Raw genomic sequence first — 17386 nt, 5'->3', positions numbered from 1 at the left:
CAGGAAGTTGAGTCAAAATGGAAGATAAGCGCGTCACAAGAACATCCTTTGCGGTTTGCAAACGGTTAAGTCTAATTGAATAAAACAATAGCACTAAGAATAGCGCATTTTAAATGCCTATTGGTAATCTAAGCTAGTCATTCTGTACAGCGCGCCCTAAGCTATGCCAAAATTTAACCTCATCTTTAAGGTTTTATCATGAATTCAGCCCCACATAATACAGAAAACTCGGCGGAACTGGAGTTTAGAGTTCCCCTAAGCGCATTACCTGAGCGCTTAGATAAAACGGTCGCTCAGTTACTGCCCGATCATTCTCGTAGTCGTATTCAAGCATGGATCGAAGACGGCCACGTTTTAGTCAATGGGCAGTCTGCTCGTACACGTCATCTGGTGATGCCAGGTGATGTATTACTTGTAAGACCCCAAGCCCGCCCCGAAGAGCTGGCTTACGAGGCCGAAGATATCCCCCTGCATATAGTGGCTCAGTCTACGCAATGGGTCATTATTAACAAGCCTGCAGGCTTGGTAACGCACCCCGGGGCAGGCAATTGGACAGGGACATTATTAAATGGGTTGTTACACCATTTTCCTCAGCTCACTCAAGTCGCTCGAGCCGGTATTGTGCATCGTCTAGATAAAGATACATCAGGCCTGATGGTAGTGGCTTTAACTGAACAGGCTCAAACCCATCTGGTGCGTCAGCTACAAGAGCGCTCAGTATTACGCGAATACATTGCCTTATGTCATGGTTTTTTATATGGCTCAGGTACCATAGATTTAGCCGTAGGACGTGATGCCCGTGTGCCGGTGCGTATGGCTACACAAAATGCTATTGCGCCACGCCATGCCAAAACACATTATGAAGTCTTGAACCAAGGTTTGTTCGACAGGGGTATTGCTGTCAGTTATGTGCAGTGTCGCCTAGAGACAGGTCGCACTCATCAAATCCGCGTTCACCTAAGCAGTCAAAACCATCCATTATTAGGTGATGAAATCTATGGTGGCAAGCCTCTGGCTGGTGCAGCACGACAAATGCTTCACGCACGTGCTTTGCAGTTTATTGATCCAGCCACCGGGTCGCCTGTGCGTTTTGATGCAGAAGCCCCCGCTGATTTTCAAGCCGTCTACGAGCAAATTGAATGGAAAACATAGCAACCATAACGGGGCCTGTTTGGACCGGTGTGCAGTATTTCACGACACAGATTGCAGGCGGTCATAGTCAGGGGCCGTGGCGTGGTCTAAATCTGGGTGAGCATTGTGGCGATGACCCTGCCCATGTAGCGCAAAACCGAGCTTTGCTTAGGCAGCATTTGCCCAATGACCCGCATTGGATTCAGCAAGTACATGGTACTGAACTGTATTATGCCTCTGGGGCTGGGGCGCAACACTGCGCTTGGCGTGACGCACCCCAAGCGGATGCTATGTGGACAAACCAAAAAAACACGGTTTTGGCTATTTTGACTGCAGACTGTTTGCCTGTTGTGATAGCGGATCAAGATGGGCAAGTGGTAGGAGTGGCTCATGCGGGATGGCGTGGCTTGGCAGCAGGGGTGTTGCAACGCTTATTTAATCAGCTCCAAACTCAATGTGATGCCAATACACAGTGGCAGGCTTGGGTTGGCCCTGCCATTAGTCAAGCGCATTTTGAAGTGGGGCCAGAAGTATACGATGCGTTTATACAAATGCATGCTGATCTGGCACAGTATTTTATTTATGACAAGTCCACACAGCACTATTGGGCAGACTTGCCTCAAATAGCGCGTCATGTATTAAGTCAATGCCATCCAAAGATTAACGTGTATTTGAGCCAAGCGTGTACGTATGCAGAAACACAAAACTATTATTCATATAGGCGTCACAATCCAACAGGTAGAATAGCGACAATAGCGTGGCTATTAGAAAAGTAAAATTAATTGCCACTGGCACTCTGACTGAAAAATGATTACATTAAGTAATAACAAAAAAGGTACAGCTTTTGATTTACTTAATCTGATTGGGTGCCGCATGCATAGTAATACAACAAATGAATGGCCGGGTTTCTCTTTTATTAATCAAACTATTTTAAAAGAGATTCAGGCTGACTTTTTAGAAAGTTGGCACGAGTTACATCGTCAGGCTCAACAGGGGACATTGGGGCCTGCACCTCACCGACGCTTTAAGCATCAGGCTTGGCAAGAAAACCAAGCTGCGTTAATAAATGCGCATTTATGGCATTTATATACTGAAACACTGAATCGCATGGTAGGGGCTCTGAAAGCGCACCCACAGGCTCAAGAGCGATTGGCTTTTGCGTTAATGCAATGGGCCGAGGCTTTGAATCCGGCCAATTACCTTTTTTCCAACCCAGAAGCCTTAAATGAAGCAATTCAAACCAAAGGCCAAAGTCTACTTCAAGGTGCCCAGCATTTTTTACGTGACATGCAAAAAGGGCGCATGTTACAAACAGATGAAACCAAATTTGCATTGGGCGAAAATATAGCCGTTACGCCCGGCGCAGTCGTGTATGAAAATGAACTATTACAATTAATTCAATACGCGCCTTTAACCGAAAAAACTTACAGCATTCCTTTATTTATTGTTCCACCTAATATTAATAAATATTACATACTGGACTTACAACCTGAAAACTCGTTTGTACGATATGCTCTCGAGCAAGGCATGCAAGTGTATTTAATTTCCTGGAGAAATCCACTTAAAGACGATACGGACGGTATTTTAGAGGCCAGTTGGGGCGATTATTTACAGCATGGTATTTTGTCAGCATTGCAGGTAGCGCAAACTATTAGTGGTCAAAAGCAGCTGAATACCCTCGGCTTTTGCGTAGGGGGCACGATGTTGGCATCAGCCCTAAGCCTAGCTCAAGCAAAAGGGCAGTCTCCTGCCGCCAGCATGACCTTATTAACCGCCATGCTGGATTTTCACGATGTTGGTGTATTGGGTGTGTTCGTTGATGAAACCCTAGCCTTATTACGCGAATACCAGCTTGCGGCTACCCGTTTAATGCCAGGTAGCGACTTAGCCACCACCTTTTCTTTTTTACGCCCCTCCGAGCTGGTTTGGAACTACGTGTCTAGCAATTACCTCCAAGGTAAAACCCCGCCCCCATTTGATATTTTGTTTTGGAATGCTGATAGTACCAACTTGCCTGGGCCTTTTTTCACTTGGTATTTCCGAAACACCTACTTAGAAAACAACTTACGTTTGCATGGTAAGGTGCAAGTAGATGGTACTCCTATAGATCTAAGTCGTTTAGAGGTGCCGGTGTATGTGTTTGCTTCCGAAGACGATCATATTGTGCCTTGGCGTACAGCGTATGCCAGCACACAGCTGCTACCCAAAGTCGAACGTTTTGTATTAGGGGCTTCAGGCCATATCGCAGGGGTTATTAACCCTCCGGCTCAGAACCGTCGTTACTATTGGGCCTACGGCCCAGATACGCCTACTGTATTTCCAGGTTTAGCTAATCGATGGCAGGAAAATGCAGAGCAACATATAGGAAGCTGGTGGCCCGATTGGATGCAATGGCTCAGTGCTAAAGCAGGTAAATCAATTGCTGCACCCAAGCAACTTGGGAATAGTCTCTATCCAGAACTTGAGCCTGCCCCAGGTCGTTATGTCAAAGTTAAAGCGGTAGCCTAGACGTTAATTTGGAATGCTTTATTTCTAATTATCGGTTCTAGTCAGTACTAAGTCATATCAAACCATTGAAAGGAGAATCATATGTCCGTAAAAATTGCTTACGTTACAGGCGGGATGGGGGGAATTGGTACAGCGATTTGTCAGCGTCTTGCAGACGAAGGCTATACTGTGGTGGCAGGTTGTAGCCCCTCACGCGATCCAGCGCCATGGCTTAACCAACAGTCCGAACAAGGTTATCAGTTTCATGCATCAGCCATTGATGTCACTGACTGGGACTCCAGTGTTGCTGCCTTTCAGCGAGTACGCGATCAACTGGGGGAAGTCGATATTCTGGTAAACAATGCGGGCATCACACGAGATCGTCAATTTAGTCGTATGTCCGCCGAAGAGTGGCGAGACGTGATAGACACGAACCTAAATAGTTTGTTTAATGTAACTAAACAGGTTGTTGACGGCATGGCTCAGAAAGGGTGGGGGCGTATTATTAATATTGGTTCGGTCAATGGTCAAAAAGGCCAATTTGGTCAAACGAATTACGCCACTGCCAAAGCAGGCATGCATGGTTTTACTAAAGCGCTTGCCCAAGAGTTCGCAACAAAGGGCATCACAGTAAATACCGTGTCTCCTGGCTATATTGGGACTGACATGGTAAGAGCCATTCGTGAAGACGTGCTCGAAAAAATTATCGCTACCATTCCGGTGCGACGTCTGGGCGAGCCCAATGAGATTGCTTCTATGGTAGCTTGGCTAGCATCTGACCAAGCCGCTTTTGCTACAGGAGCCGATTTTTCATTGAATGGTGGTTTGCACATGAGCTAACCCTCTCTTCGCCGCTGATTTAAATCACTACTGATTTTTAATTATGACAAATACAAACAACACACCCGACTCTGCGCGACTAATTAAAAAATACCCCAATCGGCGCTTATATGATACGCAAACGAGCGCTTACATTACATTGGCCGATGTAAAGCAGTTGATACTCGGTCATGAAGTCGTTCAGGTGGTGGATGCAAAATCTAACGAAGACATTACCCGAAGTGTATTGCTACAGATTATTCTCGAAGAAGAGGCTGGGGATGTACCCATGTTTTCAGCCGATGCTCTGGCGCATATTATCCGTTTTTATGGCAGTACTATGCAGGGTTTGATGGGTAGTTATATAGAAAAAAACATCCAGGCTTTTATTGAAATTCAAGAGACTATGGCAGAGCAATCTAAAGGGTTGTATGATGCGCAGCTTGGTCCAGAGGCATGGACACAATTCATGGCTGGTCAAGCCCCTGTACTGCAAAATGTGATGAATAATTACATAGAGCAAAGCAAACATTTATTTGTGCAAATGCAAGACCAAATGCAAGATCAGACTTTTTCCATGTTTAATGCGTTTCCTTTTGCGATGCCTACCCCTCCAAAGAAAAAAAAATAAACTAGCGCTGATCTTATGTCTACCCAACCGAACAATCCCTTGCATGGGCTTACCCTAAACCAGCTGCTTAATGCTTTGCTCGAACATTACGGATGGGAAGGGCTAGCGCAACACATTTCTATTAATTGTTTTAAATACGAGCCTTCCATTAAATCGTCTCTGCATTTTTTGCGTCGCACGCCTTGGGCACGCACCCAAGTTGAGCAGTTATATCTGCGCACTTTTTGTTCTTCCCAAAAATAAAAATTACTGAGCCAAATCTAACGGTTTTTAGGCTCGATAATACAGAACATTTGCAGCAAACGCAGCGTATGACTAGTTTGTTTAAATGCTCTACTTATGAGATGGATCCGGTAGGCCTCGACCTCTATTTCGAGCGGCAGTGCATTGTATTAAGATTGGTTTTAGCGAAGACGCGGTTTGTAATGCGGCGTATTAATGGGGGTTAGCTGTATGAAAACACCATTTATGCGTGGCGTTTAGAGTTTGGTGTGTATCCCAAGATACAGCAGTTAAATTCAACTGCTGTATTAGAAGAGACGGCCACGATTTCTGTGAGCTAAAACGTTATCGCTTTTTACTAGATATACAACGGTAGATGTAGCAGACAAAAAAAGCCCCAAACAAATGTTTGGGGCTTTTTAAATTTGGTTGCGGGAGCCAGATTTGAACTGACGACCTTCGGGTTATGAGCCCGACGAGCTACCATGCTGCTCCATCCCGCGTCAGAAATATAAGTATAGGTTAAGTAAATAAAAAAAGCAACTATTTATTTGGGGTAGTCTAAATAAACGGGTTGCTGGCTCAAAGACAGGCTCCGGTATCGCTTATTTAATAGCATTAATGTTTATATATTAAGAAAAAAGCCCCAAGCACAATGGCTTGAGGCTTTGCTGTGTGACGTAGCCGTTAAGAGCTGCGCAAGACGAAGCATTTACATACCGAGTAGGTTGGGCAGACCCAATGAAACGACTGGTACATAAGTGACAATCACCAAGAACAATAACAGCAGACTGAGCCACGGTAGAGCAGCACGAATCACTTGGCCTATAGACATGCCCGTAATGGCTGAGGTCACAAATAGGTTTAAGCCAACTGGTGGTGTGATCAAGCCAATTTCCATGTTGACCACCATAATAATACCAAAGTGGATAGGATCAATACCTAGCTCCATGGCAATGGGGAATAAAATGGGGGCCAAGATTAGAATAATTGCAGAAGGTTCCATAAAGGCACCCGCTACAAGTAAAACTAAGTTCACTACAATTAAGAACATCCAAGGCTGTAGACCGGCCTCGGTCACCCAAGCGGTAATTTGTTGTGGGATTTGCTCGGTAGTGAGTACGTGTGCGAACAGCATAGCGTTAGCAATAATAAACATCAGCATAATGCTGAGTTTTGCTGACTCTAAAATAACTTTAGGTGCTTCGCGAATGGTCATGTCTTTGTAGACAAACAACGCAATAAACGCAGAATACACCGCAGCTACTGCAGCCGCTTCGGTTGGGGTAAACATTCCTGAGTAAATACCGCCCAGGATGATAAAAATAAGCAATAAACCCCAAACAGCGCGTCGCGCTGCCGCAAGCCACTCTCGTAAACTAACACGAGGCATAGCAGGCAGATTGCGTTTAACGGCAATAATATAAATTACCACCATTAAGATCAATCCGAGCAAGAGGCCGGGCACTACCCCTGCCATGAAAAGATTGCCCAAAGAGGTCTCTGTGGCAGCAGCGTATACCACCATTACCACGGAGGGCGGAATAAGAATACCTAGCGTACCCGCGTTTGTGACAATCCCTGCAGCAAATGCTTGGGGGTAGCCAGAGCGTACCATTCCAGCAATAGCAATAGAGCCCACCGCAGCTACCGTAGCTGGGCTAGAACCAGATAGCGCAGCAAAGAGCATACAAGCTAATACTGAGCCAATAGCTAAACCACCACGAATATGACCCACACACGCATTGGCAAAGTCAATAAGACGGCGTGCGACCCCGCCAGTTGTCATAAACGAACCGGCAAGCAGGAAGAAGGGGATGGCTAATAAAGTGTAATGCTCGCTTGTTTCGAAGAGCTTAATAGCTAGTGAACGCACTGTGTCTGGGCTAAAGAGCATGATTGTGGTGGAACCAGCTAAGCCTAGAGAAATGGCCACGGGAATTCCCATGAACATTAGAATAAACAGCGAGACGAATAAAAATAAAATAGTCATGTCGAGGCCTTAGTCGTTTGCTGTAAGTTTGGCGGCATCTGCAGCCTCATCCATTAGGCCTAGACCGAGCTGCTCTTTAAAGACAATACGGTATAAGATTTCCAGGTAACGAATAAACACCAGTGCAAAACCAAATGGAACAATCATTGCAATGTGCCATTGTTTGACGCCGTATTGACCGAGATCGTCAGCGCCAATATTGGCTAGCATGAGAGTATGAAACCACTCATAGCTACCGTAAGCGAGTAGGCCGGCATAACCTAGGCATGCCAAGCAGGCAAGTAGCCCAATTACACGCTGCGTTTTGCTGCTTGTAATCTTGACGAGGGCGTCAACGCCAATGTGGCCACCTATACGTACCCCGTAGGCAATACCAAAGAAGATCAACCAAGCAAAAGTAGCTTTGGTGATGGCGTTGCTCCAGGTCATGGCTTGAGCCATATCGAGTAGTTGATCGCCGATGGAGTAAAAGAAATCAGAGACAGTTGCACTGCTCTCGAATAAGCCACCAAAATAATAAAAGACAGCGTAAAAGTTATTTAATAGCACATATACAAATGTGACTAAGGTCATTACCGTTAAGAGAAAAACGATAAAGCCTTCCTCGAAGCGATTCCAGAGTGTTTCGAGCATCTTCATGATGTGGCTCCAGGTGCTTTCGGTGACAGAGGGAAAAACATAAGAAGTAGGTAATAAACCCAACGCAGCCAGAGCTGCGTTGAGTTAAGTTGGTTAAGAAAAAATAAGCTGTGAAGAATTATTGTTTGTTAACCGCTTCGGCGGCTTTAATGCGCTCGGCACCAATTTCATCTTCAAATTTTTTCCAAACTGGGCGCATGGCATCACGCCATTGTTCACGTTGCTCTGGAGTGAGGTAGAGCACTTCAGTACTACCGGAATCGATAATGGACTGTTTGTCACGCTCGTTTAGCTCAGCAGCGTGTTTGTTTACTTCGACGGTGACTTCGTCCATGACCTCGGACAGGGTGCCACGTATATCGTCAGGTAAACCATTCCAGAACTTGGTGTTGGTAATAACCATGTAATCTAAAACGCCATGGTTAGATTCGGTGATGTATTTTTGTACCTCGTTCATCTTTTGTGAGTAGATGTTGGAGTAGGGGTTTTCAGCGCCGTTAACTACGCCTGTTTGCAAACCTTGGTACACCTCGGAAAAGCTCATTTTGCGGGGAATAGCACGCAAGGCTTTAAATTGTTCGTCCAGTACGGCCGATGCTTGTACACGGAATTTTAAACCGCGAGCATCTTTAGGCTCAATTAGTTTTTTGTTAGCTGAAAGTTGTTTTAAACCGTTGTGCCAGTAGCCTAGACCGGTAATGCCTTTGTCTTCCATGGAGGTCAGTAGCTCTTGACCGACTTCACCTTTTTGGAAACGATCGACCGCTGCCATATCGTCAAACAAGAAAGGCAAGTCATAAATTTGGATAGGCTTGGAGTAGTGTTCAAACTTAGCTAAGGATGGCGCAATAATTTGCACATCACCTAAAAGCAAAGCTTCCATTTCTTTACCGTCACCAAATAAAGAAGAGTTTGGGTACACCTCTACTTTAACTTTGCCAGGCAAACGCTCTTCGGCTAGTTTTTTAAATAGCAGTGCGCCTTGCCCTTTAGGGGTATGCTCGGCCACAACGTGTGAAAATTTAATAGTAATGGGATTGTCTGCGTGAGCTAGACCCGCAATACCAAAGGTTAAGGCTACTACCATTGCCTTAGCTGTAAGCTTAATCATGAGGGATCTCCTTTTGGGTTTGGGTGCCTTAATAAAATTGGTACTTTAAGGCTCTCTTATGTGTAGCGCTAATATTGTAGCGATAAATTTACAAATCACAGTAGTTTAAAATAGCTTGGCTTGAGTTGAGTCAAAGCTACAACTAAAGTCGTAGAGCAAATACTTTCTATTTTGAAGCAAATAGAATCAAGAAGAAATAAGTAGATATGCCTAGAACCTTATGGTTTACCTTTAATGGTTGAAGGTAAAATGTTGAATCGACAAAATTTTTATCAATAGATTAAAACGGTTAGTTTGGTTTTTGCCGCTATACGGCGTCAAGCGCAACTAACCCAACAGTTCAACCAGTTATTTGACCAAATAGACGTGTTGGTTACGCCTACGGTGGGTTTTGCTACACAGCCCATAAGTGTAGACAGCATTACATTGAGTGCGGATCAACACGATCTATTTACGGCGATTACCCACAACTGCGCGCCTTTTAATTTAACTGGTCACCCCTCTCTTTCTATACCGTGTGGAGTGGTAGAGCACAACCTACCTGTAGGCCTGCATTTTAGGGCGTGAATATGCCAGTTGGATTTTATTACCTAAGTCTAACCGTATTTGTAGTGGTTATTTATTTGAAGGACTAAAGCGCGTCTGGTTGCTGCCCACCTAGTCATGTTCAGTGCTCTAGGGTTTTCCCTCATCTTAATCATCTAAACATATATATGTTTAGATGATAGTATGTAGATATTCTCTGAAGGACTGACTATGACTCTAATTATTATCATTGCCATATTATTAGCAATTGCCATTGGGTATAAAACCAAAATAAACATTGGCTTGTTTGCTATCGTGTTTGCCTACCTAATCGGCAGTTTTGGCCTTGATTTATCCGCCTCGCAAGTGGTGGGTTTTTGGCCTATACGCATATTTTTCATTATTTTTGCAGTTACCTTGTTCTACAACGTAGCCATGGTGAATGGTGCTTTAGAAAAGCTAGCCAATCATTTGCTGTATGCTTGTAGAAATTTTCCTGTTTTATTGCCCTTGGCCATTTTTGCTTCGGCCACCATTATTGCGGCATTGGGTGCTGGTTTTTATACTGTTCTGGCTTTTATGGCACCTATGACTTTGTTGTTATGTCAGAAAACGGGTATGAGCAAAATCATAGGGGGCATGGCTGTTAACTATGGGGCTTTGGCTGGAGCCAACTTCATGACCTCCCAAAGCGGGGTTATATTTAGAGGCATTATGGAAGGGGTAGGCGTTAGTCCAGAACAGGCTTTTACTAATTCCACCGCCATTTTTGTGGCTACTTTTGTGATTCCCATAGTGGTGATTGGGGGCTATTTGCTGTTTAATCACAAAAATCTAAATATTCAAATTACCGCTGAAAAACCAGCCCCTTTTGAAGCCAAACAAAAGCAGTCCATTATCTTGATTATTATTTTGATGGCTGTAGTGCTGGTTATACCCATTCTTAATCTTATTTTTCCCGATAATCACACTATTAGTTTTGTGAACTCCAAAGTAGATATAGGTTTTATGGCAATTATTTTTGCTGTAATTAGTCTACTTTTAAAGCTGGCTGACGAGAAAAAAGTTATAGCTTTGGTGCCTTGGGGGACACTCATTATGATTTGTGGGGTAGGGATGTTGATCGAGGTGGCGATTAAGGCTGGCGTGATCAATGTATTGTCTGATTGGGTATCTACCACCATCCCATTTTGGATTATCCCTTTAGCTATGTGTGTAATAGGCGCTTTTATGTCGCTGTTTGCCAGTACTTTAGGGGTGGTCACTCCTGCTTTGTTCCCCATAGTGCCTGCTATAGCCTTGGCAACAGGTTACAACCCTGTGGTTCTGTTTGTTTGTATAGTGGTAGGAGCCCAAGCTTCGGCCATTTCACCTTTTTCTTCGGGTGGTAGTCTTATCTTAGGTTCTACACCTCAGGGCATAGATCAGTCCAGCTTATTTAACGATTTACTTTTCCGGGCCGTACCTATTGGCTTTGTAGCTGCTTTACTGGCTACGTTGGTGGTACAAGGAGTTTTGTGATGAAATACGTTGATACACATGCCCATATTTTTAATGCAGATATTCCAGTAGTAGCAGGTGCGCGCTATAGTCCTCATCAAAGCGCATTGGTAGAAAGCTATATTAGCCATTTAGATCACTACGGTTTTGACTATGGGGTGCTTATTCAGCCCAGCTTTCTGGGTTATGACAACAGCCAAATGCTACAGGCTATTGCGGCTTATGCGTCCAGACTCAAAGGAATCGCTGTGGTGCCCCCCGATAGTTCTTTGGCTGCTTTACAAAGTCTTAAAGCTCAAGGCATTGTAGGTGCGCGTTTAAATTTATTTGGCCAAAATGTGCCCGATTTAACCCTACCTACGTGGCAGATGTTTTTGAGTCATTTAGCCCAGCTTAACTGGCAATTAGAATTGCATTGTCCACCGGCTTATCTTAGGCAGCTAATGCCTGCCTTAGAGCATTTTGCTGGGCCTATTGTGTTGGATCATTTTGGGCGGGTGGATCCAGTCAAAGGGACAGAGGACAAGGACTATCAGTTTGTACTCAAGCACCTAGACCCCAGCCGCTATTGGGTTAAAGTTTCAGCTTATTATCGTTTAGGGCAAACTGAAGCCGCCATGCAGCAAGCCCGCCAAGCGTTTAATTTATTATTAGAGCACGGTATGGCAAAACGTTTGGTTTGGGGCAGCGATTGGCCACATACTCAGCACGAAACATTAGTCGATTACCAACAAAACTTTGATTTTTTACAAAACTTGGTTCATGATTCAGAGCTAAAACAAGCCATCCTAGGCTCTAACGCCATTCATTTATATGGTTTTGAACCCTAATATTTACTAAAGATAGTTTGCATGGCCCCTTTTTCATCTATTCCTGCCCGTGCTTTAGAGCAGCTTAAACTGCCTTTGTATGAACGCATCCGTCTAGACCTACAAAGTCGCTTAGTCGAACAAGCGTGGGATCCGGCGCAGCCCATCCCTACTGAACAAGTACTGGCACAGGAATACAATGCGTCTATAGGCACCGTACGTAAAGCCATAGAACACTTGGTTCAAGAGGGCCTGCTTTACAAAGCCCAAGGCCGCGGCACCTTTATTAAACAACCCGATTTCAAAGGCTCTTTACTGCGTTTTTTTCGTTACCGAAATCAGTTAGGGGTACAGGAAATACCTGTAGGGGTGGTTAAATCAGTCAAAAAAGTCCCTCCTGTAGCCGCTATTAATCAACAATTAAAAATTGCCAAAAACGTAGCACTTATTCAATTAAAGCGTATTCGTTTAGTCAAAGACCAAGTAGCTCTAAGCGAACAAATTTGGCTACCCGAACCCATCTTCGCGCCCTTGTTAGACTTTGCTCCCGCAGATTTTGGCAATTTGCTGTACCCCTTTTATTACCAGCACTGTGGTCAGTTTATTTTTTCAGCCAAAGAAACCCTTTCGTTTACCACCGACCATACCGACACCGAGCTAGGCACCCAGCCCAACGAGCCCTTGGTGCAAATAGAACGCGTGGCTTATAACCTAGAATCCAAGCCCGTGGAATACCGCCTTTCATATGGGCAGGCGCATAATTTTAAGTATGAAGTGCGTATTGCTTAAAAATAAGCAAGTAGCTATTGTGCGAATCGTTTGAACTCAAGGTACATGGGCCTAATACGGACGCTTTGAACTGGAAATGCGCTATAGAGGGTCCTTTAACGAAGGTATGCAGCGCTATCATGAGAATCTTATAGGCAGAGCGCAGGGGCTAAAGCCATTAAATTTTTTATAATAATTACCCAATGAAAAAGCCCCAAACAAAAATTGTTCGGGGCTTTAGAATTTGGTTGCGGGAGCCAGATTTGAACTGACGACCTTCGGGTTATGAGCCCGACGAGCTACCATGCTGCTCCATCCCGCGTCAGATTTGTTATAATAGCCTATGTAAAAATAAATAGCAAGGCGCACTGGGAAAAAATATAAAAATGAAGGAAAATGAAGTACAGCGCACATTAGAAGCGGTATTATTATGTTCAAGGCAACCGTTATCTATACAACAGTTGCGCAGAGCTTTTGAGCCTTTTGAGCTATCTGCGGATATAATAAAAGGCCATTTAGCTGAATTACAGCAAAGTTGGCAGGATCGTGGCTTAGAACTAGTCCAAGTTGCAAGCGGGTGGCGCTTTCAAAATCGCGCCGATATTCAACCTTATTTATTGCGCTTGCAGAACGAAAAACCTGCTCGATACTCCCGCGCTACACTTGAAACCCTAGCTATTATTGCTTGGCGTCAGCCCGTAACACGTGGCGACATCGAGGACATACGCGGGGTGGGGGTATCGACTCAAATTATTCGAACGTTAGAAGATCGTGGCTGGATAGAGGTGCTCGGTTATCGCGACGCACCCGGCAAGCCCGCATTGTTTGGGACCACAAAACAATTCTTAGATGATTTGTCATTACGCTCCATTCAGGACTTACCAGCTTTAGACTCGTCACAAGAGATTGATGTTATTCAAAAAGCCTTATCAGATTCGCAAACAGACCATAGTGATTATGCTCCTTCTGATTTGGGCGTTGATAGCGAAGATAAATAATATTCAAGGAGTTTTTTAGTCCAATGACTGATACCACACAGCCAGCTGCCGACGGGGCGGTGGTTGCTTCGACCTCTGCACCTAAAGGTAAAGGGCGCAAATTACGCACCCCTTTTAGGCGTCGTCGCGGTGATGCCGTACAAGAACAAAAAACACGTAAAAACACCGGCAGTACCCCTGATCAACCTCTGCTTGAGACCGATAAAGCCGCGGCCCCTGTAAATCGAAGACAGCGCGCTAATTCCAAAAAGTCACGACCAACACGACAAAAGGATGATTCAGAGTTAGGTTTGTCTTTTTTAGAAAATACGGAACATACAGCTCAACGTTTAGGGCGTTTCCTGAGTTCTGATGCGGTTAAGCCCAAGCTACACAAAGTTCTAGCAGATGCTGGTATTGGCTCACGTCGTGAAATGGAAGAGTTAATTGTTTCAGGGCGTGTTTCTGTAAATGGTGAGCCTGCTTATATTGGTCAGCGTGTAGCGACTGAAGACGTAGTGCGTGTTAACGGTCGCATCATTAAACGTCCCAATGCCGATAAGCCTCCTCGTGTTATCCTTTATCACAAGCCTGCGGGCGAGATCGTTAGCCATGACGATCCCGGCAAGCGTGAAACGGTTTTTTCACGTTTACCTAAAATTAAAGTAGGTAAATGGTTATCGGTAGGGCGTTTAGATTTAAACACCGAAGGCCTATTGATCTTTACCACTTCGGGTGACATGGCACACCGCTTTATGCACCCGCGTTTTGGTGCTGAGCGTGAGTACGCGGTCCGTGTACTTGGCGAGTTAACCCCCGAGCAAATAAGTCTACTAAAGACGGGGGTTGAGCTTGATGATGGTATGGCTCAGTTTGGCTCTATCGAATTCGTAGGCGGCGAAGGCAGCAATCGTTGGTACCGCGTTACTATTTTTGAAGGCCGCAACCGCGAAGTGCGCCGTATGTTCGAAGCCGTAGGTTTAACAGTAAGTCGCTTAATTCGCACACGCTTTGGTGAGGTGGTCTTGCCACGCAATCTGCGCCGCGGTCGTTGGGAAGAGCTTTCTCCAGAAATGGTTACAGCACTGATGGTGCGCTTAGGCTTATTGCGCACGGACGGTTCTGTAAACGAAGGGCATCAGCGTGGTGGGCGTCGCTCTCAGCAGCCCTTAACCCACGATAGCGCGATGCCGCCTGGTTTTGAGCGTCCGGAGCGTCCTACGCGCCGTATCCCCCGCCACAGCTCTGGTTTAGGGCAGCCCTTATTGGTGGGCGAGGCAGCAGGCACAGGGTTGCTTGTTAGTGGTGGTTTAGCAAATGGCCACCCCGATGCAGGCCGTTCTGGTCGTACTCAACGGGGCAGCAAGCGCTCTGCGCCAACAGGTTCAGGGCAGCGTCGTTTTGCCGAGCGCAAGGCGGGAGGGGAAACACGACGTGCTACACGCACTGGTGCAGGTCGTCGTGATGAGCGTCAGCCAGGTGCGGGTGCGCATGAGTCTAAATTAGGACGCGTAGGTCGCCGTGGGCGCTAAACCTAAATTTAACTGGCTATGCGAGTTGAGTGTTGTTTAAACACCGACTTGCTCACTGCTTAATGAGATAGCCTTATAATCTACCAAGAAAAGTTTTAATTTTCTGTTAGAATATAGGGCTTAATACGGTCTTTTTGTAAATGGGTATCTTAGGTATCATCATAAATAAAAGATCGTGCAGCTCTTTAGAGCATCGTTTAGCAATGAACTGATAGCGTATATGCGCTATACAGTAGCAGTGGGCTGGCATACAGCCCATTTTTTTTGGATTTTATGACAGATATTTTTGCACTAACTCAAGAAAGCCTGTTGGGTACCGACATAGAGCTCGTAGATGTAGAGCGTGCCCCAAAAGGCTTGTTACGGGTTGTTATTGATCATCCCGGTGGTATTACTATTGACCACTGTGAGCAGGTCTCTAAACAGCTGTCGCGCGTTTTCGAGGTAGAAAACGTTGACTATAACCGTCTCGAAGTGACATCCCCAGGAGTGGATCGTCCTCTAAAGCGTTTGGCTGATTTTGTCCGTTTTTCAGGTGCGCGTATTGAATTGCGTTTGTTTGAGCCTGTAAACAACCAAAAGGTGTTTCGCGGTTTGCTGTATGCGCCCGAGGGTCTAGAGCCTTCTCAGGCCACAGCAGATACTGAATTTGTGTTAGAGCTAGAACAGTCTTCGGGAGACGTACTCGATTTAACTTTCTGTTTTGATGATGTTGATCGAGCCAAATTGGATCCCATTCTTGATTTCAAGGGTAGAAAGCGATGAGTCGCGAAATTCTTTTGCTAGTCGATGCACTGGCGCGTGAAAAAGGCGTAGAGCCAGAAGTCGTATTTGGGGCCCTCGAAGGGGCATTGGCATCTGCCATGAAAAGACGCTTCGAAGAAGATGTGGACATTCGCGTAGACATAGACCGTAACACCGGCGAGTACGAAAGTTATCGTCGTTGGTTGGTTGTGCCAGACGAAGCCGGTCTTCAAGAGCCTGATAAACAGGAAATGTACTCAGACGCTCTCGAGTACGCACCTGAGATCGAGGTGGGTGACTATATCGAAGAGCCTCTTGAGTCGATTGAGTTTGGTCGCATTGGTGCTCAGGCCGCAAAGCAAGCCATTTTGCAGCGTATTCGTGATGCCGAGCGCGAGCAAATGTTAAACGACTTCCTTGATCGTGGTGAAACCATTGTATCGGGCACAGTAAAGCGTATTGATAAAGGCGACGCCATTATTGAAATGGGCAAGATCGAAGCCCGTTTGCCGCGTAGTGAAATGATCCCCAAGGAAAACATCCGCATGGGCGACCGAGTCCGTGCTTGGGTACAACGCGTTGATCGTGCTGCACGTGGTCAGCAGGTGTTTTTGTCACGCACCGCACCAGAGTTTATTCGCGAACTATTTGAAAACGAAGTTCCCGAAATCGAGCAAGGTCTACTAGAGATTAAAGCCGCTGCTCGTGATGCGGGTGTTCGCGCTAAAATAGCCGTAATCGCTTATGATCAACGTATTGATCCTATTGGTACATGTGTAGGTATGCGTGGTTCACGCGTTACAGCAGTACGCAACGAGCTTGGCGGCGAACAAGTAGATATTGTTTTATGGTCCGAGGACCCGGCCGAGTTCGTTATTGGTGCTCTAGCACCAGCTAACGTACAGTCCATTTTGGTCGATGAAGACAAGCACGCCATGGATGTGGTGGTCGACGAGGAAAACCTGCCCAAGGCTATTGGTTCGCGTGGTCAAAACGTGCGCTTAGCTTCAGAGCTAACCGGTTGGCAAATCAACATCATGACGCCTGAGGAAAACCAAAATCGTCAGGCCGAAGAGCGCACCGAGTTACTTAATCTTTTTATTCAGCGTTTAGATGTGGATGAATCCATAGCTGAAGTATTGGTTGACGAGGGCTTTACGGGTCTTGAGGAAGTCGCTTATGTGCCTCTTCAAGAGCTGCTTGATATCGAAGAGTTTGATGAAGAGCTCGTAGATGCCTTGCGTACCCGCGCCCGTAATGTACTGCTATCCGATGCGATTGCCAAAGAAGAATTGGTGCAATCCGTAGCGCAGTCATTACAAGAATTAGAGGGAATGACTCCTGATATTTTGGCAAGTTTGGCAGCAAAAGGGGTGCTAACCCTAGATGATCTAGCAGAGCTTGCTACGGACGAACTCGCTGAGATAGCTGGCTTAGACAGCGCAGAGGCCAGTGCCTTGATTATGCGTGCCCGAGCCCACTGGTTCGATGAGTAAGC

At 45.6% G+C, this 17386-nt stretch carries 17 protein-coding genes and 2 tRNA genes; 14 read left to right on the top strand and 5 right to left on the bottom strand.

Going from position 1 to position 17386, the window contains the following annotated elements; genetic code table 11:
• The first annotated feature begins 198 nt into the window (after positions 1-198).
• The 6 genes from ACBP46_RS10210 to ACBP46_RS10185 all read left to right on the top strand — a co-directional run bounded on the left by ACBP46_RS10210 (position 199) and on the right by ACBP46_RS10185 (position 5311).
• Positions 199-1152 (top strand): RluA family pseudouridine synthase, encoded by a 954-nt coding sequence (locus tag ACBP46_RS10210; RefSeq protein WP_371016638.1) that lies wholly within the window; start codon positions 199-201, stop codon positions 1150-1152.
• Complete coding sequence (gene pgeF / locus ACBP46_RS10205; RefSeq protein ID WP_371016637.1) at positions 1140-1907, top strand: peptidoglycan editing factor PgeF; 768 nt, start codon at positions 1140-1142, stop codon at positions 1905-1907. Before ACBP46_RS10210 ends, pgeF begins: the two co-directional genes overlap by 13 nt.
• Before the next feature lie 97 nt (positions 1908-2004).
• Complete coding sequence (locus ACBP46_RS10200) at positions 2005-3639, top strand: PHA/PHB synthase family protein (RefSeq protein WP_371016636.1); 1635 nt, start codon at positions 2005-2007, stop codon at positions 3637-3639.
• Positions 3640-3720: 81 nt separating this feature from the next.
• Positions 3721-4458, top strand: coding sequence for a beta-ketoacyl-ACP reductase (locus ACBP46_RS10195; protein WP_371016635.1), 738 nt, complete (start codon positions 3721-3723; stop codon positions 4456-4458).
• Positions 4459-4501: 43 nt separating this feature from the next.
• Positions 4502-5068 (top strand): polyhydroxyalkanoate synthesis repressor PhaR, encoded by a 567-nt coding sequence (phaR, locus tag ACBP46_RS10190; RefSeq protein ID WP_371016634.1) that lies wholly within the window; start codon positions 4502-4504, stop codon positions 5066-5068.
• A gap of 15 nt (positions 5069-5083) precedes the next feature.
• Positions 5084-5311, top strand: coding sequence for a VF530 family DNA-binding protein (locus tag ACBP46_RS10185; protein ID WP_371016633.1), 228 nt, complete (start codon positions 5084-5086; stop codon positions 5309-5311).
• A gap of 405 nt (positions 5312-5716) precedes the next feature.
• Here the strand turns inward: ACBP46_RS10185 and ACBP46_RS10180 are convergent.
• From ACBP46_RS10180 to ACBP46_RS10165, 4 genes are all read right to left on the bottom strand, one after another.
• Positions 5717-5793 (bottom strand) — tRNA-Met (locus tag ACBP46_RS10180).
• Between the two features lie 209 nt (positions 5794-6002).
• Positions 6003-7283 carry a C4-dicarboxylate TRAP transporter large permease protein DctM gene (gene dctM / locus ACBP46_RS10175; RefSeq protein ID WP_371016632.1) on the bottom strand — a complete coding sequence of 427 codons (1281 nt, stop codon included), beginning with the start codon at positions 7281-7283 and terminating at the stop codon, positions 6003-6005.
• A 9-nt stretch (positions 7284-7292) separates the two neighbouring features.
• The gene (locus ACBP46_RS10170; protein ID WP_371016631.1) at positions 7293-7922 is read right to left on the bottom strand and encodes a TRAP transporter small permease; all 630 of its coding nucleotides are present in this window, start codon (positions 7920-7922) and stop codon (positions 7293-7295) included.
• A gap of 118 nt (positions 7923-8040) precedes the next feature.
• Entirely contained in the window at positions 8041-9033 is a 993-nt protein-coding gene (locus ACBP46_RS10165; RefSeq protein ID WP_371016630.1) for a TRAP transporter substrate-binding protein, read from the bottom strand.
• Between the two features lie 294 nt (positions 9034-9327).
• Here ACBP46_RS10165 and ACBP46_RS10160 point away from each other — a divergent pair, with 294 nt between their 5' ends.
• The 4 genes from ACBP46_RS10160 to ACBP46_RS10145 all read left to right on the top strand — a co-directional run bounded on the left by ACBP46_RS10160 (position 9328) and on the right by ACBP46_RS10145 (position 12656).
• Positions 9328-9600: an amidase family protein gene (locus ACBP46_RS10160; protein ID WP_371016629.1), complete on the top strand. Its 273-nt coding sequence runs from the start codon at positions 9328-9330 to the stop codon at positions 9598-9600.
• Between the two features lie 189 nt (positions 9601-9789).
• The gene (locus ACBP46_RS10155) at positions 9790-11079 is read left to right on the top strand and encodes an SLC13 family permease (RefSeq protein WP_371016628.1); all 1290 of its coding nucleotides are present in this window, start codon (positions 9790-9792) and stop codon (positions 11077-11079) included.
• Positions 11079-11888, top strand: a complete 810-nt coding sequence (locus tag ACBP46_RS10150; protein WP_371016627.1) for an amidohydrolase family protein — start codon at positions 11079-11081, stop codon at positions 11886-11888. The genes ACBP46_RS10155 and ACBP46_RS10150 overlap by 1 nt, the downstream gene beginning before the upstream one ends.
• 21 nt (positions 11889-11909) lie before the next feature.
• Positions 11910-12656 carry a GntR family transcriptional regulator gene (locus tag ACBP46_RS10145; RefSeq protein ID WP_371016626.1) on the top strand — a complete coding sequence of 249 codons (747 nt, stop codon included), beginning with the start codon at positions 11910-11912 and terminating at the stop codon, positions 12654-12656.
• A gap of 224 nt (positions 12657-12880) precedes the next feature.
• Here ACBP46_RS10145 and ACBP46_RS10140 read toward each other — a convergent pair.
• Positions 12881-12957, bottom strand: a tRNA-Met gene (locus ACBP46_RS10140).
• A gap of 64 nt (positions 12958-13021) precedes the next feature.
• Between ACBP46_RS10140 and scpB the strand changes: the two genes are divergently transcribed.
• The 4 genes from scpB (at position 13022) to nusA (ending at position 17384) form a co-directional block, all read left to right on the top strand.
• A complete protein-coding gene (gene scpB, locus ACBP46_RS10135) occupies positions 13022-13633 on the top strand; it encodes an SMC-Scp complex subunit ScpB (RefSeq protein ID WP_371016625.1) in 612 nt (203 codons plus the stop codon).
• Positions 13634-13656: 23 nt separating this feature from the next.
• On the top strand, positions 13657-15144 hold the full coding sequence (locus ACBP46_RS10130) for a pseudouridine synthase (protein ID WP_371016624.1): 1488 nt from the start codon (positions 13657-13659) through the stop codon (positions 15142-15144).
• A 273-nt stretch (positions 15145-15417) separates the two neighbouring features.
• Entirely contained in the window at positions 15418-15909 is a 492-nt protein-coding gene (gene rimP / locus ACBP46_RS10125; protein ID WP_371016623.1) for a ribosome maturation factor RimP, read from the top strand.
• The gene (gene nusA, locus ACBP46_RS10120; protein ID WP_371016622.1) at positions 15906-17384 is read left to right on the top strand and encodes a transcription termination factor NusA; all 1479 of its coding nucleotides are present in this window, start codon (positions 15906-15908) and stop codon (positions 17382-17384) included. The genes rimP and nusA overlap by 4 nt, the downstream gene beginning before the upstream one ends.
• The last annotated feature ends 2 nt before the right edge of the window (positions 17385-17386 follow it).

Source organism: Paenalcaligenes hominis (assembly GCF_041359055.1).
GTDB lineage: Bacteria > Pseudomonadota > Gammaproteobacteria > Burkholderiales > Burkholderiaceae_B > Paenalcaligenes > Paenalcaligenes hominis_A.
This window is presented reverse-complemented; position numbering and strand designations above follow the sequence as displayed.